This window comes from Caenimonas sedimenti (assembly GCF_007833165.1).
GTDB classification, from domain to species: domain Bacteria; phylum Pseudomonadota; class Gammaproteobacteria; order Burkholderiales; family Burkholderiaceae_C; genus Ramlibacter; species Ramlibacter sedimenti.
This window is the reverse complement of sequence record NZ_VOBQ01000008.1, coordinates 394,519-410,444: the sequence shown is the minus strand read 5'-3', so window position 1 is coordinate 410,444 and position 15,926 is coordinate 394,519. Positions and strand designations below refer to the sequence as shown.

The 15,926-nt window shown below is 63.7% G+C and carries 17 protein-coding genes and 1 pseudogene; 6 read left to right on the top strand and 12 right to left on the bottom strand.

The annotated features are described in order from the left end of the window. Both FN976_RS29175 and FN976_RS11530 read left to right on the top strand, forming a co-directional pair. Window positions 1-224: hypothetical protein (locus tag FN976_RS29175; RefSeq protein WP_222432803.1), on the top strand; the 224-nt coding region annotated here is incomplete at its 5' end. Between the two features lie 105 nt (window positions 225-329). Continuing rightward, window positions 330-1,454 carry a hypothetical protein gene (locus FN976_RS11530; RefSeq protein WP_145893148.1) on the top strand — a complete coding sequence of 375 codons (1,125 nt, stop codon included), beginning with the start codon at window positions 330-332 and terminating at the stop codon, window positions 1,452-1,454. 997 nt (window positions 1,455-2,451) lie between these two features. Here the strand turns inward: FN976_RS11530 and FN976_RS11525 are convergent. From FN976_RS11525 to FN976_RS11510, 4 genes are read right to left on the bottom strand one after another with little or no spacing between them, the layout of a single operon-like run. After that, window positions 2,452-3,246 carry a hypothetical protein gene (locus FN976_RS11525; RefSeq protein ID WP_145893147.1) on the bottom strand — a complete coding sequence of 265 codons (795 nt, stop codon included), beginning with the start codon at window positions 3,244-3,246 and terminating at the stop codon, window positions 2,452-2,454. Between the two features lie 48 nt (window positions 3,247-3,294). After that, window positions 3,295-3,537: a DUF2188 domain-containing protein gene (locus tag FN976_RS11520; protein ID WP_145893146.1), complete on the bottom strand. Its 243-nt coding sequence runs from the start codon at window positions 3,535-3,537 to the stop codon at window positions 3,295-3,297. 29 nt (window positions 3,538-3,566) lie between these two features. Next, window positions 3,567-5,747, bottom strand: a complete 2,181-nt coding sequence (locus tag FN976_RS11515) for a S8 family peptidase (protein WP_145893145.1) — start codon at window positions 5,745-5,747, stop codon at window positions 3,567-3,569. 8 nt (window positions 5,748-5,755) lie between these two features. Then, window positions 5,756-6,847 (bottom strand): AAA family ATPase, encoded by a 1,092-nt coding sequence (locus FN976_RS11510; protein ID WP_255440329.1) that lies wholly within the window; start codon window positions 6,845-6,847, stop codon window positions 5,756-5,758. Window positions 6,848-7,191: 344 nt separating this feature from the next. On the opposite strand from FN976_RS11510, the pseudogene FN976_RS11505 reads away from it, so the two are divergent. Continuing rightward, a pseudogene (locus FN976_RS11505) lies at window positions 7,192-8,178 on the top strand (tyrosine-type recombinase/integrase). 36 nt (window positions 8,179-8,214) lie between these two features. Here the strand turns inward: FN976_RS11505 and xseB are convergent. The 3 genes from xseB to FN976_RS11490 are packed head-to-tail and all read right to left on the bottom strand — an operon-like array spanning window position 8,215 to window position 10,672. Then, the gene (gene xseB, locus FN976_RS29445; protein WP_145893144.1) at window positions 8,215-8,565 is read right to left on the bottom strand and encodes an exodeoxyribonuclease VII small subunit; all 351 of its coding nucleotides are present in this window, start codon (window positions 8,563-8,565) and stop codon (window positions 8,215-8,217) included. A gap of 17 nt (window positions 8,566-8,582) precedes the next feature. Then, window positions 8,583-10,298, bottom strand: a complete 1,716-nt coding sequence (xseA, locus tag FN976_RS11495) for an exodeoxyribonuclease VII large subunit (protein ID WP_145893143.1) — start codon at window positions 10,296-10,298, stop codon at window positions 8,583-8,585. A 5-nt stretch (window positions 10,299-10,303) separates the two neighbouring features. Further along, on the bottom strand, window positions 10,304-10,672 hold the full coding sequence (locus FN976_RS11490) for a helix-turn-helix domain-containing protein (protein WP_145893142.1): 369 nt from the start codon (window positions 10,670-10,672) through the stop codon (window positions 10,304-10,306). A gap of 43 nt (window positions 10,673-10,715) precedes the next feature. Here FN976_RS11490 and FN976_RS11485 point away from each other — a divergent pair, with 43 nt between their 5' ends. Both FN976_RS11485 and FN976_RS11480 read left to right on the top strand, forming a co-directional pair. Further along, window positions 10,716-11,123 (top strand): lecithin retinol acyltransferase family protein, encoded by a 408-nt coding sequence (locus FN976_RS11485; RefSeq protein ID WP_145893141.1) that lies wholly within the window; start codon window positions 10,716-10,718, stop codon window positions 11,121-11,123. A gap of 86 nt (window positions 11,124-11,209) precedes the next feature. Further along, complete coding sequence (locus FN976_RS11480) at window positions 11,210-11,623, top strand: hypothetical protein (RefSeq protein WP_145893140.1); 414 nt, start codon at window positions 11,210-11,212, stop codon at window positions 11,621-11,623. Here the strand turns inward: FN976_RS11480 and FN976_RS11475 are convergent. Continuing rightward, window positions 11,612-12,721 (bottom strand): hypothetical protein, encoded by a 1,110-nt coding sequence (locus FN976_RS11475; protein ID WP_186510841.1) that lies wholly within the window; start codon window positions 12,719-12,721, stop codon window positions 11,612-11,614. The two genes, FN976_RS11480 and FN976_RS11475, sit on opposite strands and share 12 nt — an antisense overlap. Before the next feature lie 219 nt (window positions 12,722-12,940). Then, window positions 12,941-13,234: a hypothetical protein gene (locus FN976_RS11470; RefSeq protein ID WP_145893138.1), complete on the bottom strand. Its 294-nt coding sequence runs from the start codon at window positions 13,232-13,234 to the stop codon at window positions 12,941-12,943. 41 nt (window positions 13,235-13,275) lie between these two features. Here FN976_RS11470 and FN976_RS11465 point away from each other — a divergent pair, with 41 nt between their 5' ends. Continuing rightward, on the top strand, window positions 13,276-13,617 hold the full coding sequence (locus tag FN976_RS11465) for a hypothetical protein (RefSeq protein ID WP_145893137.1): 342 nt from the start codon (window positions 13,276-13,278) through the stop codon (window positions 13,615-13,617). 23 nt (window positions 13,618-13,640) lie between these two features. Here FN976_RS11465 and FN976_RS11460 read toward each other — a convergent pair whose 3' ends face one another. From FN976_RS11460 to FN976_RS11450, 3 genes are read right to left on the bottom strand one after another with little or no spacing between them, the layout of a single operon-like run. Beyond that, on the bottom strand, window positions 13,641-14,999 hold the full coding sequence (locus FN976_RS11460) for a ubiquitin-activating E1 family protein (RefSeq protein WP_145893136.1): 1,359 nt from the start codon (window positions 14,997-14,999) through the stop codon (window positions 13,641-13,643). After that, window positions 14,996-15,505 (bottom strand): hypothetical protein, encoded by a 510-nt coding sequence (locus FN976_RS11455; protein ID WP_145893135.1) that lies wholly within the window; start codon window positions 15,503-15,505, stop codon window positions 14,996-14,998. The genes FN976_RS11460 and FN976_RS11455 overlap by 4 nt, the downstream gene beginning before the upstream one ends. After that, on the bottom strand, window positions 15,462-15,920 hold the full coding sequence (locus FN976_RS11450) for a DUF7665 family protein (RefSeq protein WP_145893134.1): 459 nt from the start codon (window positions 15,918-15,920) through the stop codon (window positions 15,462-15,464). Before FN976_RS11450 ends, FN976_RS11455 begins: the two co-directional genes overlap by 44 nt. Window positions 15,921-15,926 lie beyond the last annotated feature (6 nt).

Genomic DNA, 15,926 nt, shown 5'->3' with positions numbered 1-15,926 from the left:
ACCAACGCGAATTTCCCCCGACGATGGTCCAAGGGAAACACGGGGATCGGCACTCGGTCCCGGGCCAGAGCCATCCGGAAAGCGGTGGCGGACGGATATCCCAGGGCAGCATGCAATGCGGCTCCGCCGATCATGGGTCCGTGCCGCGCGAACAGGTCCTCTTCGAGTCGAGCCGCAAGATTCGCGTACTCAAGACTCGAGTCTGGTTTCGCCGGGTGACCTGAGGACACGCCTGGATGCTAGAGGCCACCCCGATGGAGAGCTACGCGGTAAAACTGGCAAAGAAATTACCGCATAGACAATCGCCAATGCCTGTGCTAAGGCGAACCATGGCATCCACTGCCGAGCTGTGCAAGTCGATGGTGGAGGAGAACCTGAAGGCCCCGGCGTCGTCGGAGTTGGAGCGGTGGCAGCAGGTGAAGAGACTGCAGGCCTTGAGCCTTTATGGATTGCTCCGTCAGGTCGGCCGCCGCGGCGGCGTCGCGCAGGTCGAGAGATTTTTCGAGTCCACTTGGAACACGCCGCAACCCTTGGGCAAGACGAAGGGCTGCGCGCGTAGTCTGAAGCGTGGCGCGCACATGCCCACTGACAGAACGCTTTCCATGCTGGACGATCGCATCGGAGACGTGCGGCCAGACGAGTGGCGGGATAAGCGCCCCAATTGGTCGCTCAAGGCCGATCTTTTCCAATCGCTTTGGCTTGCACTGTTGGTGGACCGCCCCATAGCAGGCATGGAGCAGCGGTTGCTCGATGCGCATCCTGTCGAGAACCTCGGACATTTGCAAGCCATGCTGCACACGGGATGGATAGGTGGTCTTGCTGAGACGCGCCAAGCTTCACTGCCCTACCTGTCCGGCTGCATCGTTCTCCTACGGCATTTCCACGAGGCCAACAAACCTGAATCGGCACAGTTGATGGCCGAGCGCGCGTGTCACTCATTGGTCATGCTTGCCGTGGAGCTTCATGATCGAGGCATCGGCACGGCGCTGACGCGGTACTGTTCTGAGCACATCTTCCCGCTGGGAGGTCTTCACGTGGACGCGCTCGAAATCGCCTACGCATCTGCCTGTCTCAATGCTGTGGGAATGGCCGCCTGGATGGCGCCGGACGAACATGAGCTCACCTGGTTTCCTCGAGAGAACACCATGGCAAGCGTGCTGAGAGGTGAATTTGGTGAGGAGCTCAAAGAAATTTGCTCGCCCGCCTCGACGTCGCGCAGGCGTGCACGCTTGCATCGTTGGGCACGATCCGCGCCAACCTTGCGATTTCCGTGGCGGGATGCTCCGAAAACGATGGTTGTCAACATGCCGAAACTGTTGGCATACCTTCCAGAGTTCTCTCAATGGATTCTGCGCAAACCAGGTCGTCCGACGGCGCGACCGAATGCCCGAGTGCCGCGAACCTGGTTCCAGGGTCTTGGTGAATCCAGAATCGAAGACGCGGCCCATTCTTGATGCGGCGAATGCCGCGCGCACCCGCCACTGGAAAAACGTCCGGTCGCGGCGATGACTCAACCGACGATGGCCTAATGTCTTCGTAGCCTCCGCATCGTCACCCACCGGGGCGCTCAGCGAGCAATGCTTGTTCTGTCCAAATGTTGGCGAGACTGAGATGCCTTTGGTCAAATGGTGGTCAGCCAGACTGATTTTTGGCGAATGCTGGTCGGGTCGTCTGCCGCTCTCTTGGGAGGCACACACGCCAGCTAAAGTCAAAAAGTTCTTTGGAATCAGTAACTTAGCTAGCTTTCGACCTGAACACTTTCACTGCAGTCGTACAGCACCGCCGGACGGTCTGTGGCCTTTGATGCCCGACGGCAGCAACTCTGGTCTGCATCGCGGAAGTAGACCTATTCCGGATGGCGTTTTCGTCGCGAAAACTGCGGCAGAGTGCTGAAGTTCATGCCGTCTCCGCCGACGGCGGACCTGAGTGACTGCGATCAAGGTGCGTGCTGGAGTTACTTCCGACGCCGCGACAGCGCGCCAAGCTTGCTGCCGTCAAGGCGACCGCAAGCGTCAACTACTGCCGCCTAGCCGACGCGCGCCGATTTTGCTGCCGCCGAGGGAACTGCGGTGCGCCACCGATTTTCCCGATTGTTTGCTCCCGAGCGGCGAGCACAAATTGCGTGGTTGCGGCGTTCGCCCGACAATTCTTCACCCTCGCCCAGCACCCGCATGCGACCTCAAGTCGAGCGACCGGGGGCCCCGCGGCGAAGTGCGCCCGGCGTCACGGCGAGTGGATAACAAGGGGGACAGACGAATCCCCTATAGAAGAAAAGGAGGCCACCTTGGATCGCTTTACCGCTTTTCTGATGGCGCTCGCCCAGTTGTTGACCGCGATCGCGGCCATCATCCATGAGGTCGCGCCGCTGTTGCCACTGGTGTAACGGCGTAGTAGTACAGGGCCGGTGTGAGGGGAGACCCTTGCACCGGCCCTTTTTTCTGGCCCGCAGATCTACCGCGAAAGGCCAGGGTCTTCCCGACGACGCTGGACCGTTGGCTGCTGCTTTGGCGGCACAGCAGGTTCGCCGACGAATAACGTATACCGGGTCAAATCCACCTCCGCCAGCTTCGGTTGAAGGCCCGGCAAGGCGGTTGCTACATTGAGAAAGAACATAGGTGGAGCCGCCAGCTTTCCGGAGCCCTTGGCTGTCGAAACTGCCTCCGGACGGTGGTCCAAGTCAAAGCCGCGCAGCACGTTGCCCAAGTCGGAGATCCAGGGGCGCGTCAGGTGCATCAACAAGCGCCCGCCGGCAAGTCCTGCAGCAACGGCTCCTAGCGCAATTTGCGCGGCCACCGAGCCGACATGGCCTCGATCTCGCGTGCCGTCCCAGTCGTAGAGTAGAACTCTGGCGGTAGCGGAGTTTGCGGCTATGCGCTGAATCTGTTCAGGCGCGAGCGCCATGAAACCGCGAGCCTTGCCCTCCTGGTCAAAGTACTGCCTCTTTGCTTCGTAGAACGCTACGCCGTCGACGAACACTTTTTCAGCGATCCAGGTGCGCACCAAGACGCAGACATCGCCGTGGTCATGCTCAGGAACGCCGGAGAGCTTGGATGCGTTCCACGCGATGGGGCGTTCACCCCAAGTCATCAATGTTCCACACCCTCCGATGGAAAGCAGCAGGCGCGTGGTGACGTAGTTTTCGTACCATGAGCCTTGGTCCTCTCCCTCCCGGCACTCTCTCAAAGTGTCCTGAATGGATTCTTCGGCCGCAGCCAGCCAGTCGCTCATCGCGATTGAATCAGCCATGCGCCCCCTCCTCCCATTTGTTGGGTCCGCAAGGAACGTCGCGACGCATCATCCCTTCGACCGCTTCGGGTCCGCCTTGCCCGGGTAGGTGCGCTCTTCCTGGATCACGTGCTCCTTGGTCTTGATACGCACCGAGCCGCCGCCAGGCCCCACGGCCTTTTCGAGGACGCCGCCCTTGGTGGCTACCTGCTTGGTCTCGAAGCGTTCGACGACCTGGCCGGTGCCTTGCTTGCTCAACTTCCAGTCGTCCTCTTTCTTGTCGTAGTCCAGGGTGTACTTCGGAATGGCCATAGTGAGCTCCTTTCAGTGACAAACGTGGTTTACGTACCCAACCGGATGCGTGTGCGCAGTTCGACGGGCAACAGCTGTGTGTAGCGCTGGCGAACGAGCTGGTAGATCTGCTCGCCCTTGGCGCTGGCCACCGTCACCACCAGCACGTACGGAAGCGACGCGGTGTGCTTGTTCTCCACGGCCATGCCGCGGCGCCGCGCGCCGTGGTCGACATCGAAGTAGGTATCGAGCAGCTCGGAGGCCTCGAACTGCGCCGTCTTGTGCAGCACCGTCTCCCATTTGTTGCCGTCCGCGCGCAGCTCCTGCTCGCCCTCGTGGTCACCCAGGGAGAAGAATGGAACCGGGTCGTCGTCCTTGCGCTTGAAATAGATCGTCAGGCCGTGCTGGGTGTAGCTCACCGGGTCGGCCGGGTCGACGGGCGAGCTGAAGCAGAAGGTCGCCGTGATCGTGAGCTTCACGCCCATGGCCACCGGCGGCACCGGAACACGGATGCGCATGCGCCCGCCCGCCTTGATGTGACCCTGGTACAGGATGCTCACTTCATGGTCGCCACACGTGAGCAGGTCTTCCGGGTTGCTGGCGAAGCGCCCCCAACCCACCTGGCGTCGATCATCGTTTTCCGAGCGTTCCGCCTTGTGGATCATGAGCGCCCGCAGCGCGGTGGCTGTCAAGGGCTTCGCGCAAAGCGCCCGTGCACCGGCTGCCGTACGGAGCGCCAAAGGCGCTGCATAGCTGGTCCCCTGTACGCCGGTCAGGCCGCGCGCAAAGGGATTGAGCAGCACGAGTGGCTCTTGCGAGGTGCCGCCGAAAGCCAGTCCATCGGGCTTGACCAGGCCCGGGGTGCGACCGGGGCCGTAGCAGCTGTAGTCGGCGCGACCCCACATGAACTCGCTGCGCGACGAAGCCGATCCAACGGTCAGGGCATTCACGGCGTCGGCCGGCGGCTGGATACGTCCCTTGTCGTTTTGGAGAGTACCGTCGTTGCCGACCGCCACGGTCATGAAGGTGCGCCCTTTGCCGAGATGGCGGTCAAGCATCGCCGTCCAGGCATGTGGCTGGTCGTCGTCCATGCACATGCGGGGGCCCAGGGAGAGATTGGCAAAGTCCACCTCGCCCGAGCGCAACACGGCATCCACACGATGCATGCAGTCGTAGAGATCGACGTCAACTTCGTTCGCCGATCCAATCACGCGATGGTGTTCGACGTTGAAATACGGCTGCGGCAACACCGCGCCCTGGTCCGCGGGCCCGAACAAAAGCGCCGAGGTCACTTCGTTGCCGTGCAGCAGGTAGTCCGCTTTGGTGGAGTCCAAGAGGGCCGGAACTTCTTCCTTGCACCAGCGACCGAAGTCCTTCACGCCCAGACCCCCGTCGAAAACGACAACCCGCAGCGATGGGTCGACGCAGTCCAGCTGCGGCAGGGCGGGCGCCTCGCCCTCGGCCTGCGTACGGATCGTGGGTCTGTTCATGCGCAACTCGGGAAGCCGCCGCACAGCCCGCAGGGCCGTAAACAGCGCAAACGAATCCAGCTTTGCGCGGGGCGCGACTGCCGGCATGAACACCAAGCCGCGCACGCTCAGGAGCTTGGAGCGGCCAACCTGAACGCCGCAATCGGCGGCATACGCCTCCAGGGAGTCCAGCAACACGTCATCGCTGCCCTCACCATGAAGGACGATCTCCAGGTCCACCTGGGCATCATCCCCCTCCAGATTGAGCAGCCGCTCGGCCGGCTGCAGCAGACGAATGCGCTCGATGGTGCGGAAGTCGCGCTGCAGTTCCTTGTTGGCCTGGTCGTCCATCAACAGGCGCTTGAGCATGCGCAAGGTGTCGCTTTGGGCAGCCAAGTAGACCTCTGCGGCCGCCTGCGGCGTCTGCTTTTCGCGCCCGGGCAAGTCGCGCTCCGGCACGATCCACGCGCCCTTGCTGCCCAGCATTTTGAGGTTGGCGTACTTGAGCAGGTGATGCGGCATGCGCGTCTTGGCCAGATGCCGCGGATGGATGGTCATTACGACCGTCCCTTGGCCGTATGGCTTCGCACCTGCGGGGAGCTGGTCCAGGGCGAGCGCAATCTCCGCCAGCGCGGGCGCCAGGCGCGCGCGAGCTTGCTCCATGGTGTAGACGAACCGGCTCGGATTGGAGCCACCCGTTTTTCGGTCCGTGGGCTTGGCCAGAACTTCGCCATTGCCGATAAGCAAGTTGGGGCCGGCCATCTGATTCCCTATGCGTTTGACTTGATGGAGCGCAGCACAGTCGTGTGAGAAACGCCGATCGCGTCGGCGATTTCTCGCGCGGGCATGCCCTGGGCTTGATGCAAGAGGACCTGCAGGTCCCGGCCCGCCGAGCGCAACACCTTGACAGCCATTCCATGCTGCTGACTGGCTTCCATGGCGGCGTTCACCAGCGCCTGCTCGAACTTGACTCCATGCAGAACGTGCTCCTTGCGGCTGGCGTCCACGACACGCGCAACCGCCGACATGGACTGGCCCGCAAACAGCTTGGCCAGCAAATCAGCCATGGCGCGCTCGACGCCCTTGGCTTGAAAGGCAAGGGAGATGAGCGCCGGCGACGGCAACTCAAAATTCATCCGCATGTCGAAGCGCCGCCAAACCGCCGGATCGAGCAATTCGCCATGGTTGGTCGCCGCAACCAATAAGGACATGGGCGTCCAGTCGTCGATGGTCTGCAGGATCACGGTGACCAAGCGCTTGAGCTCCCCGACGTCGCTGTCGTCGTCGCGGCGCTTGGCGATCGCGTCGAACTCGTCCAGCAGCAAGACACAAGGCTCCCGCTGGGCATGCTCGAGGACGGCCCGCACGTTCGCGCCGGTGCGGCCAAGAAAACTGCTCATCACACTGGCCAAGTCCAGCGTGTAGAGCGGCAAGTGGAGTTGGCGAGCCAGCCACCTGGCGGTCATCGTCTTGCCGACCCCCGGGGGCCCGCTCATCAGGACGGAGCGGATCGGAACCAGCCCGGCCGCGGTCAACTTATCGGCCGACTCTCGCTCCTTGAGGAGCCGGGTGACGGCCACCGTCGCTTCCGGGCTCAGCACGGGCTCGGCTGCGGGCTGGTCCGGAGACTCGAAGCGCACCAGGGGCAGCTTGGTGTCGGAATCGACCGGGGGGGCCGACGATGTATCGTGGCGGCGCATTGCGGTTCCGGTGACCATGGGCATCACCGCGGCGGCAAGGGCCTCGTCACTCTGTCGGACCAGACTGGTGAAGCGGCGCACCCGCATCTCAATCGCCGCCCCTCCCACCTGGATGGCGTCACGGAAGAGCTCGATCAGTTCTTTTTGTGCTTTGGGGTCCATCGCGGGCCGTGGGGATTGTTGGAACGAAGTTTACCGTCATTCGATTGAAAATGTTCCAGATCTTAAATTAGCGCCGACTTAGTCTCCTAACCCATTGATTTTATTGAAGTCGACAAATTTAAGTCTGGAACATTTTTCAAACACTCTTCGGAAAAAATGTTCCAGGCCCTTGATCCCCCCTCCTCCGGCCTGTAGAGTCGCCTTCGTAAAAGTTCGTTATCGTGACTAAACGGGTGTCCAGCCAAGGCAGGAACGGGACCATGCGACTACCTGACCTTCGCAGCGAATCGACGCTGCAGCCGCAGGAACTGTCTCAAGCGACGCAAGATGCGGTGGGCTAACTACTGCGCGAAGGCGAATCAAAAAACACCGTAGCGAACTATCGCTCTGCCCTTCGCTACTGGGCGGCCTGGTTCCTGCTGCGCTATGGCGCGGCCCTGAGCCTTCCGGTGCCGCCCGCGGCAGTCATCCAGTTCATCGTCGATCACGCCGAGGGCTCCACCGAATACGGCCTGTGCCACGAGCTTCCCGCCGCGATCGACGGGTCCCTGGTCGCCAATGGGTTCAAAGGCAAGCCCGGCGCGCTTGCGCTCACCACCATCGTTCACCGCCTGACTGTCCATTCCAAGGCGCACCAGCTGCGCGCGATGCCCAACCCCTGCGAGGACCCCCAGGTCCGCGAGTTGGTCTCCAAGACACGACGCGCGTACGTGAAGCGAGGCTATCGGCCAAGAAGAGGACGCGCTGACGAGCCATCCCCTGCAGGCGTTGCTCGCCACCTGCGACGACTCACTGCGCGGCAAGCGCGATCGCGCCTTGCTACTTTTCGCGTGGAGCAGCGGTGGTCGTCGTCGATCCGAGGTCGCCAACGCCGACGTCGGGATGCTCACAGCTACGACTTGGATTTCTCCGAGACCAACCGGTCCGGCACGGAGCGGCCTGAGAACCACAAGCCTGCGGTCGGAGCTGCGGCCGAAGCCTTGGCCCGGTGGCTGTACGCCGCGGGCATCCAGGAAGGACGCATCTTCAGGCGCGTACTGCGCGGCGAGCACGTGGGCGCCCCACTCTCGCCCGCGGCGGTGCGCGGAATTGTCCTGAGCCGCAGCAAGGCCGCGGGCTTGGAGGGAGACTTTTCTGCGCATTCTCTGCGCAGCGGGTTCGTGACGGAAGCGGACCAACAGGGCATTGGCTTAGCCGATGCCATGGCCTTGACTGGGCACACTAGCGTGCAGACCGTTCTGGGCTATGCCCGGGCCTCGCGCACCGGCCGTGGCGTGGCGCTCAAGGCGCTCGCTGCCCTGACCGAACCGAAAACCAAGCAACCGGAGTAGCGCAGCCGCGCGATCCGAGACCGCACGCGCCCTTCGTCAGAAGGGAATGTCGTCATCCATGTCGTCGAACCCGCTCGCCGGTTTCTGGACATGGGCACGGGAGGTCGGCGGGGCCGCACGTGCCGGGCTCGCCGCGGCCACCGCGCGAGCGCCGCCCTCGTCCTCCGCAGCGCGCCCGATGGCGTCTGGCCCGACATTGATGAGGGCCTGTTCGAGCGCCTTCTCTACGGCGTCGATGCGTTCCTTGCAGACCCGATAGGCGCTCACCGACTCCTCGACGATGGAAAGCAGGTTGTCGATATTGGGTTCCGACTGGTTGCGCAACGTTTCAGCGTGTCGTTGCAGGACACCGTAGGCTTCCCTGAAAGTCGTCATCTCATTGGCCATTTGCCCCTCCATGCGATTCATTTTCCGTCCGGCTCAACACGAGCACGCACTATCCCGTCGTTGAAGGTGACGTCCATGCTGCCGGCTTGCTTGGCACCGTGGACGGTGGTCACAGGCTTACCGTCTCGCCCTTTGACGACCGCGAAGCCGCGAGCGAGCGTCTTCTTCGGCCCCTGGGCCACGACTTCGCGCACGAGGGCTTCGCTGGTAGATCGGGCAGTCGTCACCGACACTTGTGCTCGCTCGAAAAGACCTTGCCGCTCCACCTCAAGACCCCTACGAGCACGCACTATGTGGGCGCCAGATTGCTCCAAGACCGCCGGCAGCAGACCTCGCACTTCGGACCTTAATGATCTGACCGTCGCGGTGGAAAGCTCCCGAATGGTGGACATCGCCGCGGGAGCTTCATGCTTTGCTTGCCGAAGGGTCGTCCTTGCATCCTCTCGTATCTCGCGAATGCACATCTCATTGCGTTGCCGGGCGCGGTTAATCTGGGCCGCCGCCATCATCTGAACCTGATGAATCGCGGCCGCGCCAGCGCCCCGGGCGGTCGCCACGGTTGCCTGCGCAGCCGCGCGGATCTCGGCGTCCAGGTGTTCGCCAGCGGCCAACGCGCGCTCGATGTCCCGGCGGGCGTGCAGCATGATCCGTTCGTAGGCGTCGCTCGCCTCGCGCGTCCGCTGCGCGATGTGGCTTTCAATGGCGGCGATCACCTTGCTCGGCGTGTCGAAGCTTCGAAGTGCGACTTCATCAAGGATCGTGCTGTCTTTCTTGTGCCCAATTCCCGTGAAGACAGGGTAGTCGCAAGTGCAAATGAAACGGGCCAACTGGTAGTCGTTCAGCCAGGCCAGGTCGTTCACCGCGCCGCCACCGCGGATGATGATGAGGGCATCCCAGGGCTGGCTTCCGCCTTGCCGCAGGGCGCCTTCCATGGTGGCAACAATCTCCGCGCTCGCACCATTGCCTTGAAAGCGGCTGTATGCGTAGATGAACTCGCACACGCCGCCCAGGTGGAGGCGCTTGGCCTCCACCTCAAAGTCACCGAGTCCCGCGCCTGCTCGAGGGGCCACCACGAGAACCCGTCGAAAGTCCCACGGCCAGGTCAACTGCCGGTTGCCGTCAAAGATCTGCTCTTCCCGCAGTTGCTCGCGGATTCGCCGCTTCTGAGCTTCCAGGTCGCCAACTGTGTAAGACGCATCGATGGAGGTGATGTCGAGAGAAAAGCCGTACTGCGCATTGAAGACCGGCTTGGCCAGAACGAGCAGCTTGATGCCGGGCGCTAGCTGCGCCCCCGAGGCGCGTTCGAACTCTGGGACGATGCGATCAGCAGTGCGAGCCCAGATGGTGCCTCGCGCCTGGGCGACGACTGCGCCTTCCTCGTTGCGCTCCGAAAGCTCCAGGTAGACGTGCCGATTCTTGACGGTCGCGTTCACCACGTCGACGCGCGTCCAGACCCCTTCCCGGTACGCCTGGGCTACGGCGCGATCGACACCGGCCAGCAGTTGCGACAGGCTGACGCCTGCGGGCTCGGTAGTGGGCGTGATGGCCTCGTTCGGCCCGCGTTCACGGGAATCCGAGTCAGGTATGCGCTCGGCGGGAAGCCAAGCTTCGAACGGCGCGATGTCCATGCCGGCCGGGACGAACCACTGCCGTTGGTCGGCATCCCACCGCGCGCCCAGCGCCTTGGCCTTGTCCTTCTGCGCGAATGGCACGACCAAAAGCGTGTTCGCCATGAGCTTCAGCGACCTGCGATCAGCAGCGCAGCGAGCAGAGCGAATCCAACCACCAGTGCGCCGGCGTCCTCGGGTTTCTCGTGCTGGACCTGTACACCCTGGGCGCGCAGTTGGTGTTCCACCGCATCCGCGCGCTTCAGCACGTCCGAGGGTGCAACTTCGAGTTCGGTGCAGACCCTGTGCAGCTGCGCGAGGTTCATGACAGATTCGCCCTTCTCAAGCCGGGAGAATGCCGACTGGGACAAACCAACCCGCAAAGCAAGGTCGCCCTGCTTCACGTTTCGCTGTTCGCGAGCCTGGGCTAGGAGCTGCCCCACGATCGCTGGGTATGCCAATGCCCCTTCAGGCCGGTCAACTGTTGAGTTTCTGCGCATTTTTGTGTTTAATGCAATCTTGAGTCAAACGCCGGGAGTCATTATGGACCGAATCGCTGGGCCTTCCAACCTTCAGCAACTGCTGCCAGGAACCGTGCTGCGTGTCCCGCGCGGTCTATACGACCACGTGGTCATTCTTGGCGAGCACACCTGGGCCACCGAACGGCAAGTGCTGTCCTTCGGGCCTGGCGCACAGGGTTTGACCGAGATTCCCTACTCTCGTTTCGGTGGCACGAACACCGTGAAGGTGGATGGGTATTTGGGCCAGCTCGACCCGTTCGAGGTGCTGGCCCGCGCGCGGCGAATTGGAGGCCAGCAACGTTATTCGTGGATCGATTTCAATTGCGAGCACTTCGTTCGTGCCTCGCACGGGCTTCCAGCGGAAAGCCCTCAAGTCGCATTTGCGGCCGTCATTGCGTTTGGCGCGCTCTTGCTCAGAATGGCGAGTTAGGCTCATTGCTCGCTCCAGGGCCGTGAAACCTTCTGGCGCGTTGGCAAAACTTGAATTTCCTGGCGTAGACACTCATAACGGTCCCAATGAAAGCCGTGATCGACTGGCGCCTCGACGAGGATCCCCGATGGGGTTCGATCTGGGACTACAGGCGCGTTTTGTACACGTACTCGCATCCCAAGACGGGTGAGATCCTCTACCTTGGCAAGGCAGATCGATGTTCGGTCGGCGAGCGCCTGCGCGGCAAGCACAAGCGGCAGATCTTCAGCCAGCTGACCAGAGTTGAGGACGTCGGAATGCTCGATGTTCGGGTAGGGCTTGTTCACATCGAGCAGCGCTTCAGCAGCGCGCTCCTGGGCGACATCGAATCCTTGCTCATCCAGCGAATCCGGCCTCGCTACAACGTTCAATCACTCAACTCACGCACGGCCAGGCCTGGGTTGTTGGTGGTGTGCTCGGGCGACTGGCACTCCAGTCGGCGCCGCTTCCTAGACGCCTAGCGCCCGCAGATGGGCGTGTAAGTCGGCCACAGCTGCGAACCGCGGGGTGAAGGTACGTTCCTCGCGCGCCGCTTGGCCTGAACCTGTGAGAAGGCCCTGCGCCTGAAGCTGTAGAAAGTACATCTGCAACGCCGCCGCCGTGCGGGTGTATCCGTTGAGGGATTTCTTCCCTTCCTCTGTCTCGCAGCGGTCCGGCATTGCGACACCTGACCATTCGCCGGCGTCATGTGCCGAAAACGGCTTGCTGCCCAAGCAGAACTTCATGAAGAGGGGAGGTTGCCACGAGTAAGGGTGATGGCCGAACGCCGTGGGCGGTTTCTCGGGTGGCAGTGACTGCTGCATGAAAGCGGGCAGTATCTCAGGGTCCAACTTCATGGCGGCGCAAGCGATCGCCACCCGGTCGGTCTTGTGCTGCTCGCCAAGCCAGATGGCAGCATCCCACGGCTCCAGAGATCGATGACGGATGCTAAGGAGCGAATCCTCCGCCCAGAGCAGGCGCTTCTTTGCCTGCTTCAGCTTTTGCGTCGCCGGTCGCGCTTGCGGCGTCTTGTTGAACGAGAATCCTGCGCGCCAAACGGTTTTGGCCCACTCCAGATTCATTCGCACTCGGCTTTCGGCGAATCGAATGCGCGGATTCACCAGCCATTGCCATCTGCGCGACTGCGCCAGAATCGTTTCGAGCTGTTCTCTTGAAATCCCTTCGGCCGGAAGGTCGGATACATCGAGCTCGACCGCCGCGTGATAATTGTCCTGGAGCCGTCTCTGCTTCTCCAGGTCGACAGCGTGCGTGTATTTGACCTCAAGGGCCAAAGAGAGCCCATTTTTGAGCTCGTACACAACGTCCGGTTGCACGCCCGCTCCGCGCTGCTCGGCCTGCCCCGATTTCATGTCGAAGCTCTCGGCCGGTATCGTGACCCACTCCGAAACCAGCTCGCCAAATACCTCGATGGCACTGAAAATCTTCAAGCTCGGCACGCGCAACGAGGTTCGCGCGGCTAGATCGTCCCGAACGAAGGCGTGAAGTAGCGACATGGGCTTTGGATTGCAGTTCGCGTCTTCAACGTGGTGCTGGTAGTGCCACGCCTTCTGCTCTCCCAAGTGCGCCTGCAACGTCCGGGCGCACTGCGGGCAAACACATGCGCATCGAAGCCCGCGATGTATGGACTCGTCCAGATCCCGGACGTGAATCAATCGTCCATCACGGCGGCCATAAGCAAAGCTGACTGGCATTGCCGCAAGTCTGCCAGCCGGGAAGCTTGGACGCTCCTGACATCTACTGCCACGCAGTAGGGTATAGAACCACCTGCTGCTATGGCTTCACGCCCCCATGCGCTTCGCCGTGCGCGCCGCCAGCGCCAGTGCCGCGCCTAACGCGAAAACAACGCCTACCAGCGCAAAGCCCCAACCCGATTCGGGAATCCACCACGTAGGAAGCGTCGGGTATGCCTCGGCGAGCGATCGGGGCGCGTCCACGCCTACCTTGGCCAAGCGCCGATCCAGCACAGCCAGAAGCTTGTGACCTCGCCAACCAAGGAGTGCGGCGGCGACAGCCAGGGTCATGAGCAAGCGACCGATTGCTCGTGCCGCATCAGGGAACTCGAAGACGAGCATCCAAAGGCGCTTCATCACTTGGTGGCCGGCCGCGCGCGGCGTTGTCGTACCGCTTTGGCCGGGCGGCCGACGTTGACCTGGACGTGCGGGAACTGCTGGTGTTCGACGGCCACATCCCCGCGAGCCACACCGCCGCGCAGCCGCCGTCGCCGCAGAGGACCTACGAATCCTTGGCCGTCGACCCCGTCGAAGAGGCGAAGTCGGCGCCGAACCTGGTGTACCTGTTTGATGACGTGCTGAAGTCGGGCGCGAATCTCTTGGCCGCCATGCGGCGGCTGCGCGAGGTCTTCCCGAACCAGCCCATCATCGGCAATTTCGACGCGCTGCACGCGCCCGGAGCCGCGCGCGCGCCCGAACTGCTGGAGGACGCGCAGGTGCCGTGAAGCCGTTCGCATGATGCCGCTGCTTATCCCGCGGTGAGAAACCCAGCGGGCACGGGGCCATCGCTCAGCGGGGCACCGGTGCGATGGCGCAGGTCTTTCATCTGCAGATCGAGGACGGCGTGCGTCCCACCACCATGCAGCGGCCGCACGACCTCGGCCAGCACCAGGGCCGCTGCCAATACGCCCACGAACGGCGTCGCCACCGCCCGGGAGGCGAGCTGCGTCATGCCGCAAAGATCGTCGCGCTCCTGCGCCAGCTGGCGGTAGGCGTCGTTGAGTTCGACCGCCGGTTGCGCCCCAGCCTCGGCGGGCCAGACGGCCGCCGGCGAATGCGGTCCGGGGAAAGTATGGGTGCGGATGTTGCGAAAGTCCCGGTGGCCGCTGCCGAGCCCGGCCTCGACCACCATGCCGAACCCCGCCGACGCCAAGTCGCGGCGAGCCGCCAGGTTGTCGACACCGAAGAGCGCCGTCGTGGGCTCGCCCGGCAGCACGCGATGGTCGGGCCCGAAGCGCCGTTCAACCATCGCGGTGGTGAAGCCTGCCGCTTCCAGCCGGCGCGACACGACGCGGACCTTGCGTTGCCCTAGGTCGCCCTGGTCCAACAACAGGCAGGTGCTCAGGTTGGATGCCGCGGCCTTGTCGAAGTCCTGTAGCACCAAGTGAGGCCGCTGGGCGCCGTAGGGCAGCATGCCCAGGGTCCAGGCATAGGCCTGACCCAGGTGCCCGAGCCCAACCAGCCACAGCGCGTCGGGCAAGTAGCGCAGCGGCGGACCCGAGTGCTCGTCGTTACGCCAGCCTGCCACGGCCAGCGGGGTCCACAGCGACAGGCCGACCGTGCGGTCGCCCGCCGCCGGCATGTCGCCGCGGATGTGCAGGAAGGCCTCGTTCACCCCCAGCGCCGCGGCGGCGACACCAGCGAGCGGGTGGTCATGCGCGAGCGACGGCGTGATATCAGAAGCGCCCGGCGCGAGCCAGGCCCGCCAGCCGTCCCAGCGAAGGCTCACGCAGAACCTGGGAAGCGTGGCAGGGACCCACCCGCCCAGCACCAGCGTCGGCAGCTCGCCCTGTGCCGGCGCCGTGATCGTGGCGCCGAGCTCGGGCGCAACCGTGGCCGCATTGCGCCCTTCAAACAAGGGGATGCGCAACATCGCGTCCAGCTCGCCGCAGACCTCGACACCGCCAAGAAAGGCGCGAGCGGCAGTGTTCACGGCCGTCACAAAGCAGGCCTGGCCCGCGAGGGTGTCGGCCCAGCCGCGCCCGAGCACGATACGCAGTCGGTAGCCGGAAAAGAGCGCGACGGCCTCCTCGGGCGAGGCGACTTCGCCGGCATCGAGCGCGAGCTTGGCCAACCGGTGCATGGAGTCCGCGTCGAAGCCCGTCATGAAGTACCTCCGGAAAGGCGGAACAACCGGCTTACCGCCGGTCCCGCGTGGGTGGTCCATCGATGATTGCCCAGATAGACGTACATGCCGAGGTCGGGCAAGCCGACCTGGCCCTGCGCGAAGTGGGGCGCGATGAAGGCGATGTGGCCCGGCTGTGCCACCATCGGGTTGGCGCGGTCGGACCGACTCTGGCCGGCGCCGAAGCGGTGCGTGTGGATGTCGGCGACGACACTGAGGTTCTGCTCGCGGCAGTGGGCCCACAGCTTCGCGAAGCTCTCGGCGTTCAGGCTCACATAGTCGTCGTGAAGTGCATCGGCCTGCAGCCGCTCGTACGGCAGCACCGCGGTCATCACGCGGCGGCCCGTATCCTTGCGGCCCAGCAGGAAGGCGCCGCTTTCGCGCACACCACCACCCTGCGTGCGCAAGTGCTGCAGCAAGGCCGCCCACAAGGCCGCGGGGGCCTCAAGCAGCGGCGCAGGCGTAGTCACGGCTGTGAAGAAGGTCATGAACGACTCCCAGGTAATGCGAGATGCCCTTGGCCGGGTTCCAGATCAACTGCGGGTACTGGGCCGGCCACTGGTCGTGGCCCGCGATGCTCTCGCGGTCGCACGGGATATACAGCGCGGCGCCGTCCTTCCAGCCCGGCTTGAAGGCCAGGCTGATGCGCTCGCCGCCCGTGGGCCACCGGGGAAACGGCAGCCTGCAGTCGGCCGCCAGGTCCCAGAACGTGCCCGTCGGCGCGCCGGCGGGGAAGCCGGCACAGTCCAGGCGCAGCGTGAAGCGCCGCCCGTCCGGCGCGGCCACGTCCGCGAAGAGGTGGGGCCACCGCAGGTCCCGCAGGGCCCAGCGGCCGCGGTCCTCCCCCGCCAGAAACCGCGCCGACGCGAGGTCGGCTCGCAGCGAACGTTCGTCCGGTGCCATGCCGCT